The organism is Actinomadura meyerae (assembly GCF_900188445.1).
GTDB lineage: Bacteria > Actinomycetota > Actinomycetes > Streptosporangiales > Streptosporangiaceae > Spirillospora > Spirillospora meyerae.
Window position 1 is genome coordinate 541,644 of record NZ_FZOR01000001.1, and the last position, 22,725, is coordinate 564,368.

24 protein-coding genes are annotated in these 22,725 nt (G+C 74.6%); 14 read left to right on the top strand and 10 right to left on the bottom strand.

Going from position 1 to position 22,725, the window contains the following annotated elements; genetic code table 11:
- The first annotated feature begins 66 nt into the window (after positions 1 to 66).
- Positions 67 to 687, top strand: a complete 621-nt coding sequence (locus CHF16_RS02430; protein ID WP_245868159.1) for a signal peptidase II — start codon at positions 67 to 69, stop codon at positions 685 to 687.
- Entirely contained in the window at positions 687 to 1,619 is a 933-nt protein-coding gene (locus CHF16_RS02435) for an RluA family pseudouridine synthase (protein WP_089324197.1), read from the top strand. The genes CHF16_RS02430 and CHF16_RS02435 overlap by 1 nt, the downstream gene beginning before the upstream one ends.
- Positions 1,620 to 1,622: 3 nt before the next feature.
- Here the strand turns inward: CHF16_RS02435 and CHF16_RS02440 are convergent, their stop codons facing one another.
- Genes CHF16_RS02440 through CHF16_RS02450 form a run of 3 tightly spaced genes read right to left on the bottom strand, consistent with a single transcriptional unit; the run spans position 1,623 to position 2,973 of the window.
- Complete coding sequence (locus CHF16_RS02440; protein WP_089324198.1) at positions 1,623 to 1,934, bottom strand: AzlD domain-containing protein; 312 nt, start codon at positions 1,932 to 1,934, stop codon at positions 1,623 to 1,625.
- Complete coding sequence (locus CHF16_RS02445) at positions 1,931 to 2,653, bottom strand: AzlC family ABC transporter permease (protein ID WP_425427463.1); 723 nt, start codon at positions 2,651 to 2,653, stop codon at positions 1,931 to 1,933. The genes CHF16_RS02440 and CHF16_RS02445 overlap by 4 nt, the downstream gene beginning before the upstream one ends.
- Complete coding sequence (locus CHF16_RS02450; protein ID WP_089324200.1) at positions 2,650 to 2,973, bottom strand: chorismate mutase; 324 nt, start codon at positions 2,971 to 2,973, stop codon at positions 2,650 to 2,652. Before CHF16_RS02450 ends, CHF16_RS02445 begins: the two co-directional genes overlap by 4 nt.
- A 466-nt stretch (positions 2,974 to 3,439) precedes the next feature.
- Between CHF16_RS02450 and dnaE the strand changes: the two genes are divergently transcribed.
- The gene (gene dnaE, locus CHF16_RS02455; RefSeq protein ID WP_089324201.1) at positions 3,440 to 6,970 is read left to right on the top strand and encodes a DNA polymerase III subunit alpha; all 3,531 of its coding nucleotides are present in this window, start codon (positions 3,440 to 3,442) and stop codon (positions 6,968 to 6,970) included.
- A 48-nt stretch (positions 6,971 to 7,018) separates the two neighbouring features.
- Here the strand turns inward: dnaE and CHF16_RS02460 are convergent, their stop codons facing one another.
- A complete protein-coding gene (locus CHF16_RS02460; protein WP_089324297.1) occupies positions 7,019 to 7,723 on the bottom strand; it encodes a DUF6882 domain-containing protein in 705 nt (234 codons plus the stop codon).
- 128 nt (positions 7,724 to 7,851) lie between these two features.
- On the opposite strand from CHF16_RS02460, the gene CHF16_RS39220 reads away from it, so the two are divergent.
- Positions 7,852 to 8,469, top strand: coding sequence for a hypothetical protein (locus CHF16_RS39220; RefSeq protein WP_245868160.1), 618 nt, complete (start codon positions 7,852 to 7,854; stop codon positions 8,467 to 8,469).
- Here the strand turns inward: CHF16_RS39220 and ybaK are convergent.
- Together ybaK and CHF16_RS02470 are read right to left on the bottom strand one after the other, a co-directional pair.
- Positions 8,353 to 8,847, bottom strand: a complete 495-nt coding sequence (gene ybaK / locus CHF16_RS02465) for a Cys-tRNA(Pro) deacylase (protein WP_089324202.1) — start codon at positions 8,845 to 8,847, stop codon at positions 8,353 to 8,355. The two genes, CHF16_RS39220 and ybaK, sit on opposite strands and share 117 nt — an antisense overlap.
- Positions 8,848 to 8,938: 91 nt before the next feature.
- A complete protein-coding gene (locus tag CHF16_RS02470; protein ID WP_089324203.1) occupies positions 8,939 to 9,601 on the bottom strand; it encodes an LON peptidase substrate-binding domain-containing protein in 663 nt (220 codons plus the stop codon).
- A gap of 179 nt (positions 9,602 to 9,780) precedes the next feature.
- On the opposite strand from CHF16_RS02470, the gene CHF16_RS02475 reads away from it, so the two are divergent.
- The 9 genes from CHF16_RS02475 (at position 9,781) to CHF16_RS02510 (ending at position 16,920) form a co-directional block, all read left to right on the top strand.
- Positions 9,781 to 10,593 (top strand): PhzF family phenazine biosynthesis protein, encoded by an 813-nt coding sequence (locus tag CHF16_RS02475; RefSeq protein ID WP_089324204.1) that lies wholly within the window; start codon positions 9,781 to 9,783, stop codon positions 10,591 to 10,593.
- Positions 10,594 to 10,660: 67 nt separating this feature from the next.
- A complete protein-coding gene (gene hisD, locus CHF16_RS02480) occupies positions 10,661 to 11,968 on the top strand; it encodes a histidinol dehydrogenase (RefSeq protein WP_089324205.1) in 1,308 nt (435 codons plus the stop codon).
- The gene (locus CHF16_RS02485) at positions 11,965 to 13,116 is read left to right on the top strand and encodes a histidinol-phosphate transaminase (protein ID WP_089324206.1); all 1,152 of its coding nucleotides are present in this window, start codon (positions 11,965 to 11,967) and stop codon (positions 13,114 to 13,116) included. The genes hisD and CHF16_RS02485 overlap by 4 nt, the downstream gene beginning before the upstream one ends.
- A complete protein-coding gene (hisB, locus tag CHF16_RS02490) occupies positions 13,113 to 13,706 on the top strand; it encodes an imidazoleglycerol-phosphate dehydratase HisB (RefSeq protein ID WP_089324207.1) in 594 nt (197 codons plus the stop codon). Before CHF16_RS02485 ends, hisB begins: the two co-directional genes overlap by 4 nt.
- Positions 13,707 to 13,708: 2 nt before the next feature.
- Positions 13,709 to 13,879, top strand: coding sequence for a hypothetical protein (locus CHF16_RS40055; RefSeq protein ID WP_179271346.1), 171 nt, complete (start codon positions 13,709 to 13,711; stop codon positions 13,877 to 13,879).
- A complete protein-coding gene (hisH, locus tag CHF16_RS02495; protein WP_089324208.1) occupies positions 13,876 to 14,511 on the top strand; it encodes an imidazole glycerol phosphate synthase subunit HisH in 636 nt (211 codons plus the stop codon). The genes CHF16_RS40055 and hisH overlap by 4 nt, the downstream gene beginning before the upstream one ends.
- A gap of 42 nt (positions 14,512 to 14,553) precedes the next feature.
- Positions 14,554 to 15,273 (top strand): bifunctional 1-(5-phosphoribosyl)-5-((5-phosphoribosylamino)methylideneamino)imidazole-4-carboxamide isomerase/phosphoribosylanthranilate isomerase PriA, encoded by a 720-nt coding sequence (gene priA, locus CHF16_RS02500; protein WP_089324209.1) that lies wholly within the window; start codon positions 14,554 to 14,556, stop codon positions 15,271 to 15,273.
- Entirely contained in the window at positions 15,270 to 16,031 is a 762-nt protein-coding gene (hisF, locus tag CHF16_RS02505; RefSeq protein WP_089324210.1) for an imidazole glycerol phosphate synthase subunit HisF, read from the top strand. Before priA ends, hisF begins: the two co-directional genes overlap by 4 nt.
- Positions 16,032 to 16,074: 43 nt before the next feature.
- A complete protein-coding gene (locus tag CHF16_RS02510; protein ID WP_089324211.1) occupies positions 16,075 to 16,920 on the top strand; it encodes an ATP-grasp domain-containing protein in 846 nt (281 codons plus the stop codon).
- 12 nt (positions 16,921 to 16,932) lie between these two features.
- Here the strand turns inward: CHF16_RS02510 and CHF16_RS02515 are convergent, their stop codons facing one another.
- The 3 genes from CHF16_RS02515 to CHF16_RS02525 form a co-directional block, all read right to left on the bottom strand.
- Positions 16,933 to 18,636 (bottom strand): CocE/NonD family hydrolase, encoded by a 1,704-nt coding sequence (locus CHF16_RS02515; protein WP_089324212.1) that lies wholly within the window; start codon positions 18,634 to 18,636, stop codon positions 16,933 to 16,935.
- A 62-nt stretch (positions 18,637 to 18,698) separates the two neighbouring features.
- Positions 18,699 to 19,661, bottom strand: coding sequence for an acyl-CoA dehydrogenase family protein (locus tag CHF16_RS02520; protein WP_089324213.1), 963 nt, complete (start codon positions 19,659 to 19,661; stop codon positions 18,699 to 18,701).
- Positions 19,661 to 20,794, bottom strand: a complete 1,134-nt coding sequence (locus tag CHF16_RS02525) for an acyl-CoA dehydrogenase family protein (RefSeq protein WP_089324214.1) — start codon at positions 20,792 to 20,794, stop codon at positions 19,661 to 19,663. The genes CHF16_RS02520 and CHF16_RS02525 overlap by 1 nt, the downstream gene beginning before the upstream one ends.
- A gap of 199 nt (positions 20,795 to 20,993) precedes the next feature.
- On the opposite strand from CHF16_RS02525, the gene CHF16_RS02530 reads away from it, so the two are divergent.
- The gene (locus CHF16_RS02530; RefSeq protein WP_089324215.1) at positions 20,994 to 21,527 is read left to right on the top strand and encodes a hypothetical protein; all 534 of its coding nucleotides are present in this window, start codon (positions 20,994 to 20,996) and stop codon (positions 21,525 to 21,527) included.
- Between the two features lie 18 nt (positions 21,528 to 21,545).
- On the opposite strand, the gene CHF16_RS02535 is transcribed toward CHF16_RS02530, so the two are convergent.
- Positions 21,546 to 22,724, bottom strand: coding sequence for a winged helix DNA-binding domain-containing protein (locus tag CHF16_RS02535; RefSeq protein WP_179271347.1), 1,179 nt, complete (start codon positions 22,722 to 22,724; stop codon positions 21,546 to 21,548).
- Between the last annotated feature and the right edge of the window lies 1 nt (position 22,725).

A 22,725-nucleotide genomic window follows, 5' to 3' on the forward strand; every position in this document is an offset into this window, starting at 1 on the left:
GACTCAACGAACCCAGAGGGCGAGGCCGGGGGGTCCACGGGACCATCCCGGCCGCGCCGCGTCGGCGTGCTCGTCGCCGTGGCCCTGGCCGCGCTGGCCACCGACGCCGTGTCCAAGATCATCGTGGTGGCGACGCTCCAGGACCGCGAGCCGGTCCGGCTGCTCGGCGGGCTGCTGACGCTGCGCGAGACCCGCAACAGCGGCGCCGCGTTCTCCATCGGCACCGGCTACACGATCGTGTTCACCCTGATCGCCTGCGGCGTGGTGGTGGCCATCCTGCGGACGGCCCGCAACCTGCGGAGCGCGCCGTGGGCGATCTGCCTCGGCCTGCTGCTCGGCGGCGCGATCGGCAACCTCGCCGACCGGCTGCTGCGCGAGCCGGCGCCGCTGAAGGGCCACGTCGTCGACTGGATCCAGCTGCCGCACTGGCCGGTGTTCAACCTGGCCGACTCGGCGATCGTGTGCGGCGGCGTCCTCGCGGTGCTGCTCGCCGCGCGCGGGCTCCAGGTCGACGGCACCCGCGTCACCGAGGAGGACGACGAACCCCCCGCCCCCAAGACCGATGGCGGGACCGGGGCCGAGGCCGGCGCCGGGACCGGCGCCGGGACCGGAGCCGAGGCCCCGTCCGGGGGCGAGGCGGCGGACGCCGGGCCGGAGCAGGAGCGGGCCCCGGAGGAGAAGGCCTGATGGGGGAGGTGCGCAGCCTCCACGTGCCGGACGGCCTGGAGGGCGAGCGGATCGACGCCGCCCTGGCGCGGCTGTTCGGCCTGTCGCGCAGCGGCGCGGCCGAAATCATCGCCGCGGGCGACGTCCTGCTGGACGGCGCCGAGGTGGCCACCAAGTCCGAGCGGCTGCACGCGGGCGCCTGGCTGGAGGTCACGCTGCCGCCGCCGCCCGCGCCGCCCGCGCCGGTCGCCGAGCCCGTCCCCGGGATGGGCGTCCTGTTCGAGGACGACGACATCGTCGTGGTGGACAAGCCCGTCGGCGTCGCGGCCCACCCCACCACCGGCTGGACGGGCCCGACCGTCCTCGGCGGGCTGCTCGGCGCCGGGCACACGATCGCGACCAGCGGCGCGGCGGAGCGGCAGGGCATCGTCCACCGGCTCGACGCCAACACCACCGGCGCGATGGTCGTCGCGAAGAGCGAGATCGCGTACTCCCGGCTCAAGCGGGCCTTCAAGGAGCGCCGCATCGACAAGCGCTACCAGGCGCTGGTGCAGGGCCACCCCGACCCGTTCCGGGGCACCGTCGACGCGCCGATCGACCGGCACCCGTCCGGCGACGGCCGGTTCGCGGTGGTGGCGGGCGGCAAGCCGTCGGTCACCCACTACGACACCGTCGAGGCGTTCCGGGCGGCGACGCTGCTCGACATCGACCTGGAGACCGGCCGCACCCACCAGATCCGGGTGCACATGTCCGCGATCCGGCACCCGTGCGCGGGCGACATGGCCTACGGCGCCGACCCGACGCTCGCCGCGCGGCTCGGCCTCAAGCGGCAGTGGCTGCACGCCGTCCGGCTGGGCTTCGAGCATCCGACCAAGGGGGAGTGGGTGCAGTTCGAGAGCCCCTACCCGGACGATCTGGCCCGCGCGCTGGAGATCGTCGAAGCCGAGTCCTGACCGCTACAGGCCGAGCAGGCGCAGGCCGGCGGCGACCCCGGCCGCGGCGGCCAGCACCACCAGGAACGGCGCCCGCAGCAGCAGCGCCGCCACGGCCGCGCCCAGCCCCGCGAGGCGGGCGGGGTCGAACTCCAGCGAGCGGCCGTCGGCGAGCGCCTGCACGGCGATCAGCGCGGTGAGCAGCGCCACCGGCACGAGGCCGGTGAACCGGCGCACCCGCGGATCGTCCAGCACCCGCTGCGGCGCGACGAGCCCCGCGAGCTTCAGCGCGTAGCAGCCGAGCGCCGTCGCGGCCACGGCGATCCACACGCTCACGGCGCCGCCCTCCGCCCGATCAGGGCGGGCAGCGCGGCGGCGGCCGCCAGCATGACCGGCACCCCCGGCGGCAGCAGCGGCGTGGCCGCGACCGCGATCACCGCCGCGCCCACGGCCACCCGCACCGCGCCGCCGCCGCCGGTCAGGCGCGGCCAGAGCAGCGCCAGGAACGCGGCCGGGCCGAGGACGTCCAGGCCGATGGCGTCCGGGTCGCCGAGCCGGGCCGCCCCCGCCGCGCCGAGCAGCGTGGTGAGGTTCCAGGCCAGGTAGAGCGTGACGGCGGTGGTGTAGAAGCCGGCGCGGGCCGCGGCCCGGTCGCGCTGCGCGGTCGCGACGGCGGCGGTCTCGTCGATGACGACGTGCGCGGTGAGCAGCCGCCGCCACCCGCGCACGCCGAGCGTGCCGGCGAGCCGCAGCCCGTACAGGGCGTTGCGCCCGCCGAGCAGCACCGCGCCGAGCGTGCCGGCCACCAGGCCGCCGCCCCCGCCGACCACGCCCGCCAGCGCGAACTGGGACGCGCCCGTGAACGCCAGCAGGCTCAGCACGCACGCCTGCGCGACGGTGAGGCCGGCGGTGACGGCCGCCGCGCCGAACGCGAGCCCGGACACGCCCACGGCGACGCCCACGCTCAGCCCGTTCCGGACGGCGCTCGCCCGTGCGTCCCCGTCCGGTGCCGCGCCGTGCGCGGTGTCCATCGTGCTGATCGGTCCAGTGCTCATCGGCGGGCTTCGGCCGCGTCCAGGCCGGCCTCGATGATCGCGTTGACGATGGGCGCGAGCCGGGCGGCGCCGAGGGACGGGGCGCGCGCGGCCATCGCCTCGACGATCTCCCGCTCGCGGCGCGGGTCGCGCCCGGCGAAGCCGCCGACCGGCTTGAGCCGCTGCACGGCGGCGGCGACCGCGGCGCGGTGCTCCAGCAGGGTCGCGAGGGCCGCGTCGATGCCGTCGATCGCGGCGCGGGCCTCGCCGAGGGTGGCGAGGGCGTCGGCGGACGGCAGCGCGACCCGCAGCTCGGCGGGGTCGATCACCTGGTCGGGCATGGGTTCCCTCTCATGCTGCGGCGTGGCCGCACGGGGGGAGAGCCGGTGCCGGGCCGCGCCTGGTCGATGCGGATCGAAGGCAGATGCGGATCAAGAAAGGCGAAGCCCCTCGGGGGCTCCGCCTCGGCCGGCTCCGGGGTCGTCGCTCAGGTCGCCGCGGCGACCGGCTCGCCCGGAGCCGGCCGCGTAAACCTGGGAGGACGACGCGTCATGGCCCCGATGGTAGGCGGTGCCGTTCCGCGTGCCAAATCCCGGACGGCGCGTCCCATGCACTGAGACGTCCCGGCGGGGCCGCCCGGATTGGGCGCGTCGGGGCGCGTGGGGCCCCGGGGGCGGGTTAGGCTCTCAGGACCGCGTCGTCCCGGCCGCTCCGCCGGGCCGGCGATCTTCCCCCGGGACCGATACCGCCACCGCGCGCCGTCCGCGCGCGGGCGGTCGCATGCGACGAGCAGGAGGCGCAGCACGCATGGCCGACTCTTTCGTTCACCTGCACGTTCATACGGAGTACTCCATGCTCGACGGAGCGGCCCGGCTGAAGCAGATGTTCGAAGAGGTCGGCCGGCAGAAGATGCCGGCGATCGCGATGACCGACCACGGCAACATGCACGGCGCCTACGACTTCCACAAGCAGGCGACGGCCGCCGGGGTCACCCCGATCATCGGCATCGAGGCGTACATGGCGCCCGAGTCCCGCTACCACAAGAAGAAGGTCCAGTGGGGCGAGCCGAGCCAGAAGCGCGACGACGTCTCCGGCGGCGGCCTGATCAACCACATGACGCTGTGGGCGCGCGACAAGACCGGCCTGCACAACATGTTCAAGCTGTCGAGCCGCGCCTACACCGAGGGCTTCGTCTTCAAGTACGCCCGGATGGACGAGGAGCTGCTCGCCGAGCACGCCGACGGCGTGATGGGCACCACCGGCTGCCCGTCCGGCAAGATCCAGACCCGGCTGCGGCTCGGCCAGTTCGACGAGGCGCTGAAGGCCGCCGCCACCTTCCAGGACATCCTCGGCAAGGAGAACTACTTCCTGGAGCTGATGGACCACGGGCTGGAGATCGAGCGCCGCGTCCGCGACGGCCTGATCGAGATCAGCAGGAAGCTGAACATCCCGCCGGTCGTCACCAACGACTCGCACTACACCCACGAGTCCGAGGCCACCGCGCACGACGCGCTCCTGTGCGTCCAGGTGGGCAAGCAGCTCGCCGACCCCGACCGGTTCCGGTTCGACGGCAGCGGCTACTACCTGAAGACCGCCGAGGAGATGCGCGGCATCGACTCCTCCGACATCTGGCTCGAAGGCTGCCGCAACACGCTGCTCGTCGCGGAGAAGGTCGACCCCGCGGGGATGTTCGAGTACCGCGACCTCAGCCCCCGCTTCCCCGTCCCCGAGGGCGAGACCGAGGAGAGCTGGTTCCGCAAGGAGGTCTGGCGGGGCCTGGAGCGCCGCTTCCCCGACGGCCTGCCCGAGGGCTACAAGGAGCAGGCCGAGTACGAGATGGACGTCATCCTCGGCAAGGGGTACCCGTCCTACTTCCTCGTCGTCGCCGACTTCATCATGTGGGCCAAGCAGAACGGGATCCTGGTCGGCCCCGGCCGCGGGTCCGCCGCGGGCTCGCTGATCGCGTACGCGATGGGGATCACCGACCTCGACCCGATCCCGCACGGGCTGATCTTCGAGCGGTTCCTGAACCCCGAGCGCGCGTCCATGCCCGACATCGACATCGACTTCCCTGAAGACCGGCGCGCCGAGGTCATCAAGTACACGACGGAGAAGTGGGGCGCCGACAAGGTCTCCTTCATCGCCACCTTCGGCACCATCAAGGCGAAGGCCGCCATCAAGGACGCGGGCCGCGTCCTCGGCTTCCCGTACGCGCTCGGCGACCGGATCTCCAAGGCGTTCCCGCCCGCCGTGATGGGCAAGGACATCCCGCTGTCGGGCATCTTCGACGACAAGCACCCGCGCCACGGCGAGGCCGGCGAGCTGCGCAAGCTGTACGAGGAAGAGGCCGACGTCAAGCAGATCATGGACCTGGCGCAGGGCCTGGAGGGCCTGATCCGCCAGACCGGGGTGCACGCCGCCGGGATCATCATGTCCGGCGAGACGATCACCGACCACGTCCCGATCATGCGCCGGGACTCCGACGGCGCCATCATCACGCAGTTCGACTACCCGACCTGCGAGACGCTCGGCCTGCTGAAGATGGACTTCCTCGGCCTGCGCAACCTGACGATCATCGACGACGCGCTCAAGGGCATCAAGAAGAACAAGGGCGTCGACGTCGACCTGCTCGCGCTGCCGCTGGACGACCAGGCCACCTACGACCTGCTCGCCCGCGGCGACACCCTCGGGGTGTTCCAGTTCGACGGCGGCCCGATGCGGTCGCTGCTGCGGCTGATGAAGCCCGACAACTTCGAGGACATCTCCGCCGTCGGCGCCCTGTACCGGCCGGGCCCGATGGGCGCGAACTCCCACACCAACTACGCGCTCCGCAAGAACGGCCAGCAGGAGATCACCCCGATCCACCCGGAGCTGGAGGAGCCGCTCAAGGAGATCCTCGACACCACCTACGGCCTGATCGTCTACCAGGAGCAGGTCATGGCGATCGCGCAGAAGGTGGCGGGGTACACGCTCGGCAAGGCGGACCTGCTCCGCCGCGTCATGGGCAAGAAGAAGAAGGCCGAGCTGGACGCGCAGTACGTCGGCTTCGAGCAGGGCATGCTCGACAACGGCTTCTCCAAGGAGGCCGTGAAGACGCTGTGGGACATCCTCGTCCCGTTCTCCGACTACGCGTTCAACAAGGCGCACTCGGCCGCGTACGGCCTGGTGTCGTACTGGACGGCCTACCTCAAGGCGAACTACCCGGCCGAGTACATGGCGGGCCTGCTCACCTCCGTCGGCGACGACAAGGACAAGAGCGCCCTGTACCTGTCGGAGTGCCGCCGGATGGGGCTGAAGGTCCTGCCGCCGGACGTGAACACCTCCGAGGCCGACTTCACCCCGCTCGGCGACACCGAGATCCGGTTCGGCCTGTCGGCGGTCCGCAACGTCGGCCACAACGTGGTGGACGGCATCGTCGCCGCACGCAAGGAGAAGGGCGCCTACACCGACTTCAACGACTTCCTGAACAAGGTCCCGCCGCAGGTCTGCAACAAGCGGGTCGTGGAGTCGCTGATCAAGGCGGGGGCGTTCGACGAGCTGGGCCACCAGCGCAAGGCGCTGCTGATGGTGCACGAGCAGGCCATCGACTCGGTCATCGACATCAAGCGCAAGGAGGCCGTCGGGCAGGACTCCCTGTTCGGCGCGCTGGAGGACGACGGCGGCGAGGACGCGTTCGCCGTCGCGATCCCCGAGGGCGAGGAGTGGGACAAGACGACCCTGCTCGCCTTCGAGCGGGAGATGCTCGGCCTGTACGTCTCCGACCACCCGCTGCTCGGCGTCGAGCACATCCTCGAGCGCGAGGCCGACTGCACGATCGCCGCGCTGAACGAGGGCGAGCGGCCGGACGGCCAGGTCGTGGTCGTCGCGGGCCTGCTGTCCGGGCTGCAGCGCAAGGTCACCAAGCAGGGCAACTCGTGGGCGATGTTCCAGCTGGAGGACCTCGCCGGCTCGATCGAGGTGCTGTGCTTCCCGTCGTCGTACCAGCTGTGCTCGACGCTGCTCGCCGAGGACGCGATCCTGATCGTCAAGGGCCGGCTGGACCGCCGCGAGGACGTCGCGAAGATCATCGCGATGGAGGTGACCCAGCCCGACCTGACGGTCACCGACGCGACGGGCCCGCTGTCGGTCACGATGCCGCTCGGCCGGTGCACGCCGCCGACGGTGTCGCGGCTGAAGGAGGTGCTGGTCACCCACCCCGGCACCGCCGAGGTCCACCTGCACATCCAGAACGGCCCGCGCACCACGGTGGTCCGGCTGGACGACCGGCTCCGGGTGGCCCCGTCCCCGGCGCTGATGGGCGACCTGAAGCAGCTCCTCGGCCCGTCCTGCCTCGGCTGACGCCCGCCCCGCCCGCACCGCGGGGCTCCACCTCCCGCGGCGCGGGGGTCAGCCGCCGAGGACGGCCGGGGTGAGCTCCGCCTGCCAGTTCACGAAGCGGCCGAGGCCGTCGAAGGAGGCGCGGGCGGTGCCGCCGCCCGGCAGCGCGGCCTCGGTCAGCGTGTCGGTCTGCCGGTAGGGGACGCGGTGGTGGGAGAGCAGCCCGGCGAGCGTCAGCCGCGGCTCGTGCGGGAACAGGCTCGCCGCGTTCGCCAGCAGGCGGGGCAGCGTGACCGGGTCCCAGCGGGCGGCCGGGACCTGCGGGTCGTCGACGTGCAGGTAGGCGGAGCCGCCGTCGTAGCCGGCGCCGATGTAGCCGGCCCCGCCGAGGACGCCGCCGGCGGCCATCGCGATCAGCTCGCCGCCGTGCCCGGCCGGGCCCTCGTACCAGGACAGGTCGACCTCGGGGGTGGTGAACTCGGGGATGCCGAGGCGCTCGCCGATCGCCCGGATGGCCAGCGTCGGGGCGACCGCCGGGTGGGCGTCGCCGAACTGCGGGTTCGCCCAGCCCCACAGCCAGGTGCGCTCGCGGGCCGCGTAGCTGCCGAGCAGCGAGACGCGGACCGTGACGCCGCCGCTGGCGTAGGTGCGGGCGGTCAGGTCGGCGCTCCAGTCCTCGCGCGGCAGGAACTCGGCGAGCGTCTCCTGCTGCTGCAGGACGACGGCCGCGCGCGCGGCGCCGAGGCGTTCGAACGCAGGACTGAATCCGGACATGTCGGGCACATTATCCCAGTAATCGGGGCTGTCGTGGGCGGGAATCGGACACCCTTCGAGAGTCGATCGGCCGAACCGGGCAGGCTAGGCTTTCGCTGTCACGGGACTTACAGCTAGGAGCGTACGAGGTGCGGCGACCCGCCGGGAGGCTCTTCGCGACGAGGCCGTGGGCGACCTGGGCCGCCACCACCGCGATCATGGCGCTGCTGGGCCCGCTCGCGGGCCTGCTGTGGGCCGCCGCCGCGCCGAAGGTGACATTCGTGATCGTCCAGGGTGAGGCACTGCTGGCCGATCCGGAAGGCCAGGGCCCGATCGGCACCGACGCGCGGTTCGCCCTGATCGCCCTCGTCGCCGGGGTCCTGTGCGGCGCCGCCGCGTACGCGGCGGGCGGCCGGGGCAACGACGTCGCGCTGCTGCTCGGCCTGGCCGCCGGCGGGTGCGCCGCGGCCGTGCTGGCCTGGCGGACCGGCCACCTGATCGGCCTCGGCGACTTCCAGGACGCCGTCCGGCACGCGCGCGACGGCACGACCGCCACCGGCGTCGCCGACCTGCGCGCCAGGGGTGTGCTGGTGTTCTGGCCGGTGGCGGCCGTGGGCGCCTACGGGCTGCTGGAGCTGGCCGTCCGGCGGCTACCCGCGGGCGATGTCGCCGACCCGGGCGCCGGTGAGCCGGATCAGGTCGGCGGGGGCGAGCTCGATCTGGAGTCCGCGCCGGCCGGCGGAGACGTAGACGGTCGCGAGCGCTGACACCGACGCGTCGACCACCGCGGGGAGCCGGCGGCGCTGCCCGAGCGGGCTGATCCCGCCGACGACGTAGCCGGTGGCGCGCTCGGCGTCCTTCGGGTCGGCCATCCGGGCCTTCTTCCCCCCGGCCGCCGCCGCGAGGGCCTTCAGGTCCAGGGTGGACGACACGGGCACGATCCCGACGGTGAGCCGCCCGTCCACCTCCGCCAGCAGCGTCTTGAACAGCCGCCCGTACGGGACGCCGAGGGCGTCGGCGGCGGCCTCCCCGTAGTTGTCGGCGGCGGGGTCCACCTCGTAGGCGTGCAGCGTGTACTCGATCTTCGCCTTGGTCGCGGCGACGGTCGCCGGGGTCCCCTTGCCGCCCTTGGCCTTGGTGCTCATGGGGGAGAGTCTGCCGTGCCCGGCCGCTTCGGCGGGAACCGGTCCGGAAAGCCCGGCCGCTCCGGGGCCGCGGGGCCGGCCGCGCGGAAGATCAGTTCGGGGTGAACGCCCCGTCCAGGAACTGCCCGGCGGGGATCATCGGCAGGATGTCGAGGATGCGGTTCTCGCGGGACAGCAGGTCGCGCTCGGCGGCGAGCCGGAGCGCCGCGTCCTCGCACTCCAGCAGGCGCTGCTTCTCGTGCCCGTCCAGGACGAGCGCCGCCGCGATCGCGTACGACAGCTCGATCGGGTCCCGCGGCGGCTCGGGCGCCTCGGGCGGGCCGGCGCCCGCCGCGCCGAGCCGGTGCCGGTAGAGCCGGAACAGCCGCCGCACCCGCGCCGCGACCGGCCCGGGGTCGGCGCCCGCCTCCTCGGGCAGGAACTCGACCTCGCCCTGCAGGTAGGGGCGGGACCTGACCAGCTCCTTGACCCGGAACCGCCGCGCGCCGACCGCCACGATGTCGTAGCGGCCGTCGGGGTGCGGGGACACCTCGCGCAGCTCGGCGACGCAGCCGACGTCGGCGAGCCGGTGCGCGGCGCCCTCGCCGACCTCGTGCCCGAGCTGGATGCCGACGACGCCGAACCCGCGCGGCTCGGGCCGCTCCAGCAGGTCGGCGACCAGCCGGCGGTACCGGTCCTCGAACAGGTGCAGGGGCAGCACCAGCCCCGGGAACAGCACGGTGCCCAGGGGGAACAGGGCGATCCGCTCGGTCACACTCTCACTCCCGCGTCCTGGCGCCGCCGGGAAGACGCCCTCGCCGCCAGGGTACGCGGCCATTGATGATCTTTGTAAGGGGTCTTTTTTCACAGTGTGAAGCCGGTGTCATCACGGCCGGGCCACTGCCGCGGATTGGCCCTGCCGCCGCGCGCCGGGCGGCCGGTAGCGTCGGCGCCATGAGGATGCTCGTCGTCGATGCGCTGACCGGCCGCCCGTTCACCGGGAACCCCGCGGGGGTGTGCCTGCTGGAGGGCCCGGCCGACCCGGAGTGGATGCAGCGCGTCGCCGCGGAGATGAGGCACTCGGAGACCGCGTTCGTCCGCCCGCTGGACGAGCCCGGCGCCGACTTCGAGCTCCGGTGGTTCACGCCGCTCACGGAGGTCGCCCTCTGCGGGCACGCCACGATGGGCGCCGCGCACGCCCTCTACGAGACCGGATCGGTCGCGCCGGACCGCCCGGTCCGCTTCCGGACGCTGCACAGCGGCGTCCTCGCCGTCACCCGCGAGGCCGGCGGCGAGCTGGCGATGGACTTCCCCGCCGCGCCGGCCGAGCCGATCGGCGTCCCGGACGGGCTCGCCGAGGCGCTGGGGCTGCCGGTGCTGCGCGCCGGCCGCAACGGGCAGAACGACGTCCTCGCCGAGGTCGCCGACGAGACGGCCGTGCGCGGGGCCGCACCCGACATCCCCGCGCTCGCCGCGATCGACGCGCGCGGCGTGATCGTCACCGCGGCCGCCGACCCGGGCCGCGGCTACGACTTCGTGTCCCGGTTCTTCGCGCCGCGCGTCCTGCCCGGCGACGCCGAGGACCCGGTCACCGGCTCCGCCCACTGCGCCCTCGCGCCGTACTGGGCCGCGCGGTTCGGCCGCGACACGCTGACGGGCTACCAGGCGTCGGCGCGCGGCGGGTACGTCGGCGTCGCGGTGCGCGGCGACCGCGTGACCCTGTCGGGGCGGGCCGTCACGGTGCTCGACGGTACCCTCCGGGCCTGACGGCGCGCCGCGTCTCGGGAGCTGAGACGATGCGCGGGGGACGGGGCCCACTCCGTAGACTGGACGGGTGATTTCCCGTATCGACCTGCGCGGCTCGCTTCCCGGCGACCTGCGCTCCGTGCTGCCCCGCGCCGAGCTCGACGTCGAGGCCGCCCTGGACAAGGTGCGGCCCATCTGCGAGGACGTGCGCCATCGCGGCTCGGACGCGGTGCGGGAGTACACCAGGGAGTTCGACGGCGTCGAGCTGGAGAGCACGCGGGTGCCGGTCGCGGCCGTCCACCAGGCCCTCGCCGCCCTCGACCCCGCCGTCCGCGACGCGCTGGAGGAGAGCATCCGCCGCGCCCGCGCCGTGCACCGCGACCAGCGCCGCGCCGATGTGACGACGCGGGTCGTCCCGGGCGGCACGGTCACCGAGCGGTGGATCCCGGTGGGCCGGGTCGGCCTGTACGTGCCGGGCGGGCGGGCCGTGTACCCGTCCAGCGTGGTCATGAACGTCGTCCCCGCACAGGAGGCCGGCGTCGGCTCCCTCGCGGTGACCTCGCCCGCGCAGAAGGACTCCGGCGGCCTGCCGCACCCGACCATCCTGGCGGCCTGCGCGCTCCTCGGGGTCGACGAGGTGTACGCGGCGGGCGGCGCGCAGGCCATCGCGATGTTCGCCTACGGCACCGACGAGTGCCCCCGCGCCGACCTCGTCACCGGCCCCGGCAACGTCTACGTCGCCGCCGCCAAGCGGCTGCTCAAGGGCGTGATCGGCATCGACGCCGAGGCCGGGCCGACCGAGATCGCGATCCTCGCCGACGGCACCGCGAGCCCGGTGGACGTCGCCGCCGACCTGATCAGCCAGGCCGAGCACGACACGCTCGCCGCCGCCGTCCTGGTCACCGACTCGGTGCGGCTCGCCGACGAGGTCGAGACCGAGCTGAAGGCGCAGGTCGCCCGGACCAGGCACACCGAGCGGATCACCGAGGCGCTCGCCGGGCGGCAGTCCGGCATCGTGCTGGTGGACGGCGTCGAGGACGGCCTGAAGGTCGTGGACGCCTACGCCGCCGAGCACCTGGAGATCCAGACCGCCGACGCCGCCGCGGTCGCCGCCCGCGTCCGCAACGCCGGCGCGGTGTTCGTGGGGCGGCACGCCCCCGTGTCGCTCGGCGACTACCTCGCCGGGTCCAACCACGTCCTGCCGACCGGCGGGTGCGCCTGCCACTCCTCCGGGCTGTCGGTCCAGTCGTTCCTGCGCGGCGTCCACGTCGTCGAGTACGACCGGGACGCCCTCGCCGAGGCCACCGCGCGCGTGGTCGCGCTCGCCGAGGCCGAGGACCTGCCCGCCCACGGCGCCGCCCTGAAGGCCCGCTTCGACTGGGAGATCCCCTCGTGACCTCGCTCAACGACCTGCCGCTGCGGGACGACCTGCGCGGCCGGGAGCCCTACGGCGCGCCGCAGCTGGACGTCCCGTACGCGCTGAACACCAACGAGAACCCGTACCCGCCGTCCGAGCACCTGGTGAAGGCCCTCGGCGAGGCGGTCATGGACGTCGCCGCCGGGCTGAACCGTTACCCCGACCGCGACGCGGTCGCGCTGCGCACCGACCTCGCGGCGTACCTGGACACCGACACGCCCGGCGCCGGCCTCACCTGGGAGCGGGTGTGGGCGGCCAACGGCTCCAACGAGATCATCCAGCAGATCCTGCAGGCGTTCGGCGGGCCGGGCCGCACCGCGCTCGGCTTCGAGCCGTCCTACTCGATGCACCCGATCATCACCGCCGTGTCCGGGACCCGCTGGGTGAACGCGTTCCGCGACGAGGACTTCGGCCTCGAACCCGAGCGCGCGGTCGCCGCCGTCGCCGAGTACCGCCCCGACGTGGTGTTCCTCACCTCGCCGAACAACCCGACCGGCACCGCGCTGCCGCTCGCCGCGATCGAGGCGGTGCTGGAGGCCGCGCCGGGCATGGTCGTCGTCGACGAGGCGTACGCCGAGTTCCGCCGGGAGGGCACTCCCTCGGCGCTGACGCTGCTGGCCGGCAACCCGCGGCTGATCGTCACCCGGACGATGTCGAAGGCGTTCGCGATGGCCGGGACCCGGCTCGGCTACCTGGCCGCCGACCCCGCGGTGATCGAGGCGCTGCTGCTCGTCCGGATGCCCTACCACCTGTCGTCGGTCACCCAGGCCGTCGCCCGGACCGCACTCGCGCACGGCGAGGAGCTGCTCGGCGGCGTCGCCGCGCTGCGCCGCGAGCGCGACGACCTCGTGGCCTGGTTGCGCGGCGAGGGGTACCGGGTGGCCGACTCCGACGCCAACTTCGTCCTGTTCGGAACGTTCGAGAACCGGCGTAGGGTCTGGGAGGGGCTGCTGGAGCGCGGCGTGCTGATCCGCGAGGTCGGGCCGCCCGAGTGGCTGCGGGTCAGCGTCGGGGCGCCCGAGGAGATGGCCGCGTTCCGCACCGCGCTCCGCGAGGCGTGCGAAGCGGCGGCCCCCGGGGCCGGAACGGCCGGGAACAGTGCCGGAGACAACGAGGAGAGTCTGTGACGCGCAAGGGACGGGTCGAGCGCGGGACCAAGGAGACCGAGGTCCTCGTCGAGATCGACCTCGACGGCACCGGGCGGGTCGACGTCGCGACCGGCGTGGGGTTCTTCGACCACATGCTGGCCCAGCTCGGCAAGCACGGGTCGTTCGACCTCACCGTCAAGACCGCCGGCGACCTGCACATCGACAGCCACCACACGATCGAGGACACCGCGATCGCGCTCGGCCAGGCGTTCCGGGAGGCGCTCGGCGACAAGGCCGGCATCCGCCGCTTCGCCGACGCGTCGATTCCCCTCGACGAGGCGCTCGCGCAGGTCACCGTGGACGTCTCCGGCCGCCCCTACCTGGTGCACGTCGAGCCGGACGGCATGGCCCCGATGATCGGCCCCGAGTACGACACCACGATGACCCGGCACATCTTCGAGTCGTTCGTCTCCAACGCCCGGGTCGCGCTGCACGTCCACGTGCCGTACGGGCGCAACGCCCACCACATCGTCGAGGCGCAGTTCAAGGCCCTCGCCCGCGCGCTGCGCGACGCCGTGGCGTTCGACCCGAAGGTGCACGGCGTCCCGTCCACCAAGGGGGCCCTGTAGCCGTGGAGATCGGCGACCTGCACTTCACCTACGGCACCATGGCGATCTTCGCGGTCGCGGTGTTCCTGCTGGCCGGGGTGTACAGCTTCATCAAGCAGGGCATCAAGATCGGCGCCATGATCCTGCTGGTGCTGGCCGGGCTGGCGTTCGCGGGCGGGGTGATGTGGCTGTGACCCGGATCGTGATCCTCGACTACGGCTCGGGCAACCTGCGCTCGGCCGAGCGCGCCGTCGCCCGCGCCGGGGCGGAGGTGACCGTCACCGCCGACTGGGACGCCGCGCTGGACGCCGACGGCCTGGTGGTGCCGGGCGTCGGCGCGTTCGCCGCCTGCATGGCGGGGCTGCGCGCGGTCCGCGGCGAGCAGATCATCGGCCGCCGCCTCGCGGGCGGGCGCCCCGTCCTCGGCATCTGCGTCGGCATGCAGATCCTGTTCACCAAGGGCATCGAGCACGGCGTCACCACCGAGGGCTGCGGCGAGTGGCCCGGCACCGTCGACCGGCTGAACGCGCCGGTCGTCCCGCACATGGGCTGGAACACCGTCGAGCCCCCGGAGGGCTCGGTCCTGTTCAACGGGCTGGCGGACGCGCGGTTCTACTTCGTGCACTCCTATGCCGCCCGCAGCTGGGACCTGGAGCCCGACCCCGCCGGCCGCATCGAGCCGCCGCTGGTCACCTGGGCCGAGCACGGCGACCGCTTCGTCGCGGCGGTGGAGAACGGCCCGCTGTGCGCGACCCAGTTCCATCCGGAGAAGTCCGGCGACGCCGGCGCCCAGCTGCTGCGCAACTGGCTCGGCACGCTGCGCTGAGCGCACGATCACCCCGTCCACCAGCCTCGATAGGGTTTCCGCATGACTTTGACGCTCCTTCCCGCGGTCGACGTCGCCGACGGCCAGGCGGTCCGCCTGGTCCAGGGCGAGGCCGGCACCGAGACCTCCTACGGCGCCCCGCTGGAGGCGGCGCTCGCCTGGCAGCGGGCCGGGGCGGAGTGGATCCATCTGGTCGACCTGGACGCGGCGTTCGGGCGCGGCTCCAACCGGGAGCTGCTCGCCGAGGTGACCGGGCGGCTGGACGTGAAGGTGGAGCTGTCCGGCGGCATCCGCGACGACGCGTCGCTGGAGGCGGCCCTGTCCACCGGCTGCGCCCGCGTCAACATCGGCACCGCCGCGCTGGAGGACCCGGAGTGGTGCCGCAAGATCATCGCCTCGCACGGCGACAAGATCGCGGTGGGGCTGGACGTGCGGGGCACGACGCTCGCCGCGCGCGGCTGGACGCGGGAGGGCGGCGACCTGTGGGAGGTCCTCGCCCGGCTGGAGGACGACGGCTGCCCCCGCTACGTCGTCACCGACGTCACCAAGGACGGGACGCTCCGCGGCCCCAACACCGAGCTGCTCCGCGAGGTGTGCGCGCGGACCGACAAGCCCGTCGTCGCCTCCGGCGGCGTGTCGTCGCTCGACGACCTGCGGGCGCTGGCCGGGCTCGTCCCCGACGGAGTCGAGGGCGCGATCGTCGGCAAGGCGCTGTACGCGCAGGCGTTCACGCTCGAAGAGGCCCTGGAGGCCGTGAAGTGACCGTGGCCGTGCGGGTGATCCCGTGCCTGGACGTCGACGCCGGGCGCGTGGTCAAGGGCGTCAACTTCCAGAACCTGCGGGACGCCGGCGACCCGGTGGAGCTGGCGCGCCGCTACGACGCCGAGGGCGCCGACGAGCTGACGTTCCTCGACATCACCGCCTCCAGCGCCGACCGGTCCACGACCTACGAGGTGGTGCGCCGCACCGCCGAGCAGGTGTTCATCCCGCTGACGGTCGGCGGCGGCGTCCGGACGGTCGAGGACGTCGACCGGCTGCTGCGCGCGGGCGCCGACAAGGTCTCGATCAACACGGCCGCGATCGCGCGGCCGGAGTTCCTGCGCGAGGCCGCGCACCGCTTCGGGTCCCAGTGCGTGGTGCTGTCGGTGGACGCCCGGCGCGCCGCGGGCACCGGGTCGGGTTTCGAGGTCACCACGCACGGCGGCCGCAAGGGCACCGGCATCGACGCGATCGAGTGGGCCCGCCGCGGCGAGGAGCTCGGGGTCGGGGAGATCCTCCTCAACTCCATGGACGCCGACGGCACCAAGGCCGGCTTCGACCTGGAGATGCTCCGCCGCGTCCGCGCCGCGGTCTCCGTGCCGGTGATCGCCAGCGGCGGCGCCGGCGCCGCCGGCCACTTCGCGCCGGCCGTGGCGGCGGGCGCGGACGCCGTCCTCGCCGCGAGCGTCTTCCACTTCGGCGAGCTCACGATCTCCGAGGTCAAGTCGGCGCTGCGCGAGGCGGGCAACCCCGTCCGCTGAAGCGATCCCCCGAGCAAGGAACCCCCCGAGCAAGGACCCCCGTATGACCATCGCGTTCGCGACCTGTTCCCTGCTGCCCGACGGCAGCGACGACGTGCGGGCCCTGACCGGCGCGCTCGCCCCGCTGGGCGTCGAGGCCGAAACCGTGATCTGGGACGCCGGCGTCGACTGGTCCCGCTACGACCTCGTCGTCATCCGCTCCACCTGGGACTACCCCGAGCGCCGCGACGCGTTCACGGCGTGGGCGGACGGCCTGCCCCGCGTCCTCAACCCGGCCGGGGTCATCCGGTGGAACACCGACAAGCGCTACCTGCGCGACCTCGCCGCCGCCGGGCTGCCGGTCGTCCCGACCCGCTGGGACCCCGACGACGTCCCCGCCGACTGGCCGGAGTACGTGGTCAAGCCGGCGGTCTCCATCGGGTCCGGCGACACGGCCCGCTGGGGCCCCGGCGAGCGCGAGCAGGCCCGCGCCCACCTGCGCTCGCTCCGCGACGCGGGCCGGACGGCGATGGTCCAGCCGTACCTGTCCGCCGTCGACGGCGTCGGCGAGACGGCACTGGTCTACTGCGACGGCGAGTTCAGCCACGCCGGACGCAAGGCGCAGATCCTCACCGCCGGAGCGGGCATCCAGGGCCCGGTACGCGGTGACACCACGCGCGGGCAGGTCACCGCCGCGACCGCCACGCGGGCGGAACTGGACGTCGCCCGCCGAGCCCTGGCCGCCGTCCCCGGCGGTGAAGACCTCCTGTACGCCCGAGTCGACCTCATCCCCGGCCCCGACGGCGAGCCGCTCATCGTCGAGCTCGAGCTGACCGAACCGAACCTCTACCTGCAACTCGCCCCCAACGCTGCCGACCGCTTCGCGAAAGCGATCGCCGCCAGGTTGTAGTGGCCCGTCGGGCTAACGCGCGTCCTCTGCGGGGGCGGGGGTGGCGGCTTCGGGGGAGTGCTCCGCGATCGGCAGGATGATCGCGGAGGGGTGGTCGGGGTCGTGGAAGAGCTCCTGGTGGGCCTCGAGCATGCGGGTCGTCGCGGTCGCCAGGGGAGCGCCGGTGCCGGGGTTGGCGGCCACCTTGGGGTGGGCGCCGCTGGTGACGTGCACGCGGACGCGGTGGCCGCGCTGGAAGCGGTGCCCGGTGGGCCACAGGTCGACGGCGATGCGGCGGACGCCGCGGGTGCCGACGGGTTTCTCCGCGGCCGCGGGGAGCCGCAGGCCGCCCTCGCAGACGTTGCGGGACGTCCCGTCCGGCGCGACGTCGCAGAGCCGGACGACGAAGTCGGTGTGCTCGCGGTCGGAGCGGACGAACAGGTCGGCGCCGACCGGGCCGATCACGTCGAGGTCGGTGGTGAGGGCGGGGGAGGTGAACGCCAGGACGTCGGGGCGCCGCTCCAGCGGGCGGTTGTCGACGGGGCGGGAGCTGCCGAGCAGGGTGGGCCCGCCGAGCGCGGGCGTGGGGTCGGACGGGTCGAAGGTGTAGGTGCTCGGCGGGCGGTCCTGGGGGCCGTCCTCGCCGAGGCCGCGCGCGCCCGGCGGGCCGCCGTGCAGGTGCCAGCGGACCTGCCGGGTGCCGGGCGGGGGCCAGTCGCGGTAGTGCCGCCATTCGCGGGCGCCGGTGATGTAGAGCCGGACGGGGTCGGCGCGCAGCCCGGACGGGTCGCCCTGCAGGTGGGCGCGGAACCAGGCGAGCGACTCGCGGATGCCGGGCAGGCCGTGCCGGGCGTCGGTGTGCCACCAGGGCCCGATGGTCAGGTACGGGGTGTGCCCGGCGCCGCGCAGCGCGAGGTAGTCCTTGATCTGCCAGGGCAGGAACACGTCGTACCAGCCGCCGAGCAGGGTGACGGGCGCCTCGACCCGCCCGACGGTGCCGCTGAAGTCGCGCCGGTCCCAGTAGCGGCCGGGGGCGCCGTGGTTGGCGAGGAGGTCCTGGTAGAAGCGCATGGGCCGGCCGCCCGCGAGGACGTCCAGCTCGGCGAGGGGGCGGCCGGAGCGGGCGGCGCGCAGGGCGCGGCGCCGGGCCGTCAGCGGCGCGGTGAGCATGCCGAGCCGCTGCTGCTGCCGGTGGGTGAGGTCGGTCCAGGTGAGCGTGGACTCCAGCGCGAACGACCCGCCGACATAGGCGGCGTCCCGGAACGACGACGCCGTGATCTGCAGCGACATCGCCTTCAGCGCCGGGCCCGCCTCGGCGGCGATCGCCCAGGCCGAGTAGCCGAGGTAGCTGGCGCCGTAGGTGGCGAACGAGCCGTGGAACCAGGGCTGCCGCTTCAGCCACTCGACGGTGGCGAGGCCGTCGTCGCGCTCGCTGCCGAGGGGGTCGAACTCGCCGCCGGACCCGGACGTCCCCCGCGCGCTCTGCACGACGAGCTGGAAGCCGAACGGGACGAACGGCAGCCCGTTGGCGAGCGCCGCGGGCCCGCGCCGGCCGTAGGGCGTCCGCACCAGGATCGTGGGCGGGCGCTCCACGCCCGTGGGGACGTACCGGTCGGCGAGCAGCGTCACGCCGTCCGGCATGGTCACCGGCAGGTCCCGCTCCACGGTGTACCGCAGCAGTCCCCGCGGGTGGGGCAGCCTGATCGAAGGGGCGGTCAGTCGGTCCCAGGGCGCCATGCTGACTCCGTCCGCGGTCGGCTACTCCCAAGTAAGGTAACCGCGGACGGCGCCCGCAACCGTCATGGTCCGGTGATGAACGCCCACGGGTCGGGCGCGGCGGCGGCCGCGGCGCCCAGGTCGTCAGCCCAGTCGGTCTCGTTGCCGTACTCGTCCCGCCACGCTCCGAGCCGCAGCGTGACCTTGTGCAGCACGTGCTCCTCGGTGACGCCCAGCGCGCCGTGGACCTGGTGCGCGATCGCCGCGACCGCGCCCGCCGCGCGGGAGGCGTCCGCCTTCGCGGAGGCCACCGCGACGGGGTCGCCCGGGGCCCGGACGGCGGCGCGCACCGCGACGTCGGCGACCGCGGCCTCCCCGGCGAGCTCGGCGAGCATCTGCTGGACGGCCTGGAACCGCCCGAGCGGCCGCCCGAACTGCTCCCGCTCGCGCGCGTACCGGACCGACAGGTCGAGCGCCCGCGCCATCGCCCCGGTGAGCTGCACCGCCCGCGCCAGCGCCCCGCGCCGCCGCAGCTCGGCCGCGTCCACCGGGCACGGCGCCGCGGCCTCCGGCCGCACCCCGGACAGGACGACGTCGTCGCGGGGCTCGCCCGCGACGTTCGCGCCCTCGGTGATCTCCGCGCGGGCGGGGTCGACGACCGCGACGGCCCCGCCGGCCAGGACGACGAGGCGGTCGGCGCCGCGCGCCCAGGGGACGCGCCGCAGCGTCCCGCTCAGCGTCCCGCCGCCCCCGGTGGAGACCGCGCCGGAGGCCGCCGTCAGCACCCCCGCCGTCAGCACCCCCGCGGGGACCGGCAGGCCCGCCTCGGCGAGGAGCCGCCCGGCGAGCCACCCCGTCTCGGCGAGCGGGACGGCGGCGGCGTGGTACCCGGCCGCGCGGAGCACGGCGGCGGCGCCGGCGAGGTCCCCGCCGCTGCCGCCCGCCTCCTCCGGCACCCCGACCAGCGCCAGCCCGGACGCCGCCAGCGCCGGCCACGGCCGGTCCCCGGCGAGGATCTCGTTCGCGGTCTCCTCCAGCAGCTCCATCAGCGCACTCCCAGGCCGCGCGCGACGATGCCGCGCAGGATCTCGTTGGTGCCGCCCCGCAGCGTGAACCCGGGCGCCTGGACGACCGACTCCGCGAGCGCGCGCGCCAGCGGGTCGGGGGAGGCGGGGTCGGGCTCCACGCCCGCGTGCTCGCGCACGGCCTCGATCACCTCGCGCTCGAACCGCGTCCCGAGGTCCTTGACCAGGGCGGCGGGGACGTCCGGGGACAGCCCGGCGTCCAGCGCGCCCGCGACGCCCAGGGACGCCTGCCGCAGCGCCCACAGCCGCGCGGTCAGCCGGCCGAGGGTGCGCCGCGCCGCCGGCCCGTCCGCGCGGCCGTGCAGGAGCCGGATCAGCAGGAACGTGCTGAGCAGCCGCTCCGGGCCGCTGCGCTCGTAGGCCAGCTCGGCGGTGACCTGCCGCCAGCCGTCCCCGACGCGGCCGAGCACCATCGCGTCCGGGACGAACACGCCGTCGAGCACCACCTCGTTGAAGTGGTGCGCGCCGGACAGGCCCCGGATCGGCCGGACCGCGACCCGCTCGTCCGGCAGCGGGACGATGAACTGGGTCAGCCCGGCGTGCCGGTCGTCGCCCCCCGGCGCGCTGCGGGCCAGGACGAGGATCGCGTGCGCGAGGTGGGCGCCGCTCGTCCACACCTTGGTGCCGTGCAGCCGCCACCCGTCCCCGTCCCGCTCGGCGCGGGTCCGGACGGACGCGAGGTCCGACCCGGAGTCGGGCTCGCTCATCCCGATCGCGAAGAAGCACTCGCCGCGCGCGATCGCCGGCAGGAACCGCTTCTTCTGCTCCTCGGTCCCGTGCGCGAGGATGCTCGGCCCGGTCTGCCGGTCGGCGATCCAGTGCGCGCCGACCGGCGCCCCGGCGGCGAGCAGCTCCTCGATCACCACGAACCGCTCCAGCGGGGAGCGGCCGTGCCCGCCGTAGCGCTCCGGCAGCGTCATCCCGAGCCAGCCGCGCTCGCCGAGGGCCCTGCTGAACGCGGGGTCGGCGCCCGTCAGCCAGCTGTCGCAGCGGGCCGTGAACGGCGTCTCCGCGAGAAAGTCCCGCACCTGCCGGCGCAACGCGGCGGCCTGCGGCGGGAACGTTCCGGGCTCCAGGTCGGACGGTCTGGCCACTGCGCCTCCTCGGTCTCGGGGCGACGTTACCGGCGCGCCCCCCGACGGGCGTCAGCGGGTCCTTACCTGGGATCCTTCTCGACCGGATGGGCGTTGTCTGCAATGGTTGCGTTCTCAACGCCCGTATCCAGGGGGAGCACACGACATGTGGCCGGGGTCGAACCTGCCGATGGGACCGCCGCCCGCAGGGCGGGGACAGGTGCCGCCCCCGTGGACCCCGCAGCGCCGCGCGGGGCCTCGCGGGGGCTGGTACGCGCTGCCGGTCGCCCTGCTCCTCGCGGCCGTCGTGGGCTTCTTCACCGTGCTCGCGCTCCTGTGGGACGACTCCAAGGTCGCCGGGGGCCCGAAGGCCGCCGGCGACCCGGCCAGGGGAGTGGCGGTCCGGCTCTCCGAGGGGCACGGCTACTTCCTCTACGTCCGCACGGGCAGCTCCACGCCCTACGCGTGCGCCGTGCGGGCCGGCGAGCGGTCCGGGCCCATCAGGCTCACCCGCAAGAACTCCTGGAGCGCCTCCGACCGCGCCGGCTACCGGTACACGGCCACCTTCGAGGCGCCGGTGACCGGGGCCGCGCTGCTGACCTGCCGGGGCACCGACGGCCTGGTCCTGGTGGTGCCGGACGACACCGCCGACGCCTACATCGGGTTCGCGGTGTTCGCGGCGCTGGCGGTGGGCGGGCTCGCCGTCCTCGGCTTCGTCGTGATCGCCTTCCGGCGGAGCGCCGCCCGCCGGTGACCGGGCGCGGCCCGCCGTTCAGGACGTGAGCTCGCGCTCCAGCGGGGTGCGGAAGCGGGGGACGGCGCGCACCTCGCCGTACCAGTCCGCGAGGCGCGCCGCCTCCCGCTCGATCGCCGCCTCCGCGTCGGCGCCCGCGTCCTCCAGGACGCGGACCGCGATCTCGCCGTCCGGGCGCTGCGCCCAGCCGCCCACGACGCGGCCGTCCCACCAGACGGACGGGCCGATGTTGCCGCTGCGGTCGAACAGCGCGGGGCCGTGGGCGCCGAGGAACCAGCCGCGCTCCCGCCAGCCCATCGGCGTCGGGTCGAGCGCGGGCAGCAGCGCCGCCCACGGCTCGGGCTCCGGCGCCGGCTCCAGGTCGTCGGACAGGACGAGGCCGGTGCCGCCTCCGTCGAGCGCGACCTCGGTGACGTCCAGCGCCGCGAGGGCCTTCTTGACGTCGCCGGCGTTCCAGCCCGTCCACCACTTCAGGTCGGCGGCCGGGGCCGGGCCGAACGCGCGCAGCCAGCGGCGGACGAGCTCCGCGCGGGCCTGCGCGGCGGGGACCTCCGCGATGCCGCCGGGCAGCCACTCCTCGACGGGCGCCCACCGGTACTGGCTGCTGATCCACGACCCGTTCGGCCGCCCGCGCACGACGCGGCCCTCGCAGCCGAGCGTGACGAGGACCCACGTGGTGATGCCCGTCGGCCGGGAGTAGGACTTGCCGGGCGCCGGGTCGACCTGCGTGCGCAGCGCGGGGACCTCGGCGCTGAGCTGGGCTCCGGTGGCCTCGCCGCGCGCCAGCAGCGCCCTGTGCGCGGCCTCGGCGGCCTCGGCGAAGAAGGACGGGACGTCCTCGATGTCGCTGCCGCGCTCGATGATCCGGGTGTAGGTGGCGCGCTGCTTGGCCGCCAGCGCGTTCGCCGTGGACGCCTGCAGCACCGGCACCAGCTCGGTGGGGGCGACGAACATCGTCCGGCGCATGGCGAGCATCCGCAGCAGCGTGCGGTCGTCGTACAGGGCCCGCTCCACCGCGCCGGGGGCGGCCTGGACGCTGCGGGCCGCGACCGACAGGTACACCGTGGCCGGGTCGGTGGCGTGCAGCACCACCAGGGACCGCGCGATCCCGGGGACGTCGTCGGTGCGGGCCTCCGGGGCCAGCCGGTGGCGGAGCGCGAGCCGGGCCCGCCGCTCCGCCGTCGTCATCGAACGCATG

Bases quoted from the DNA above. Each gene is read 5' to 3' on its own strand.
- CHF16_RS02435 (WP_089324197.1), top strand. From the start codon at position 687: ATGGGGGAGGTGCGCAGCCTCCACGTGCCGGACGGCCTGGAGGGCGAG.
- CHF16_RS02445 (WP_425427463.1), bottom strand. From the start codon at position 2,653: ATGAGCACTGGACCGATCAGCACGATGGACACCGCGCACGGCGCGGCA.
- CHF16_RS02450 (WP_089324200.1), bottom strand. From the start codon at position 2,973: ATGCCCGACCAGGTGATCGACCCCGCCGAGCTGCGGGTCGCGCTGCCG.
- dnaE (WP_089324201.1), top strand. From the start codon at position 3,440: ATGGCCGACTCTTTCGTTCACCTGCACGTTCATACGGAGTACTCCATG.
- CHF16_RS02460 (WP_089324297.1), bottom strand. From the start codon at position 7,723: ATGTCCGGATTCAGTCCTGCGTTCGAACGCCTCGGCGCCGCGCGCGCG.
- ybaK (WP_089324202.1), bottom strand. From the start codon at position 8,847: ATGAGCACCAAGGCCAAGGGCGGCAAGGGGACCCCGGCGACCGTCGCC.
- CHF16_RS02475 (WP_089324204.1), top strand. From the start codon at position 9,781: ATGAGGATGCTCGTCGTCGATGCGCTGACCGGCCGCCCGTTCACCGGG.
- priA (WP_089324209.1), top strand. From the start codon at position 14,554: ATGACTTTGACGCTCCTTCCCGCGGTCGACGTCGCCGACGGCCAGGCG.
- CHF16_RS02510 (WP_089324211.1), top strand. From the start codon at position 16,075: ATGACCATCGCGTTCGCGACCTGTTCCCTGCTGCCCGACGGCAGCGAC.
- CHF16_RS02515 (WP_089324212.1), bottom strand. From the start codon at position 18,636: ATGGCGCCCTGGGACCGACTGACCGCCCCTTCGATCAGGCTGCCCCAC.
- CHF16_RS02520 (WP_089324213.1), bottom strand. From the start codon at position 19,661: ATGGAGCTGCTGGAGGAGACCGCGAACGAGATCCTCGCCGGGGACCGG.
- CHF16_RS02535 (WP_179271347.1), bottom strand. From the start codon at position 22,724: ATGCGTTCGATGACGACGGCGGAGCGGCGGGCCCGGCTCGCGCTCCGC.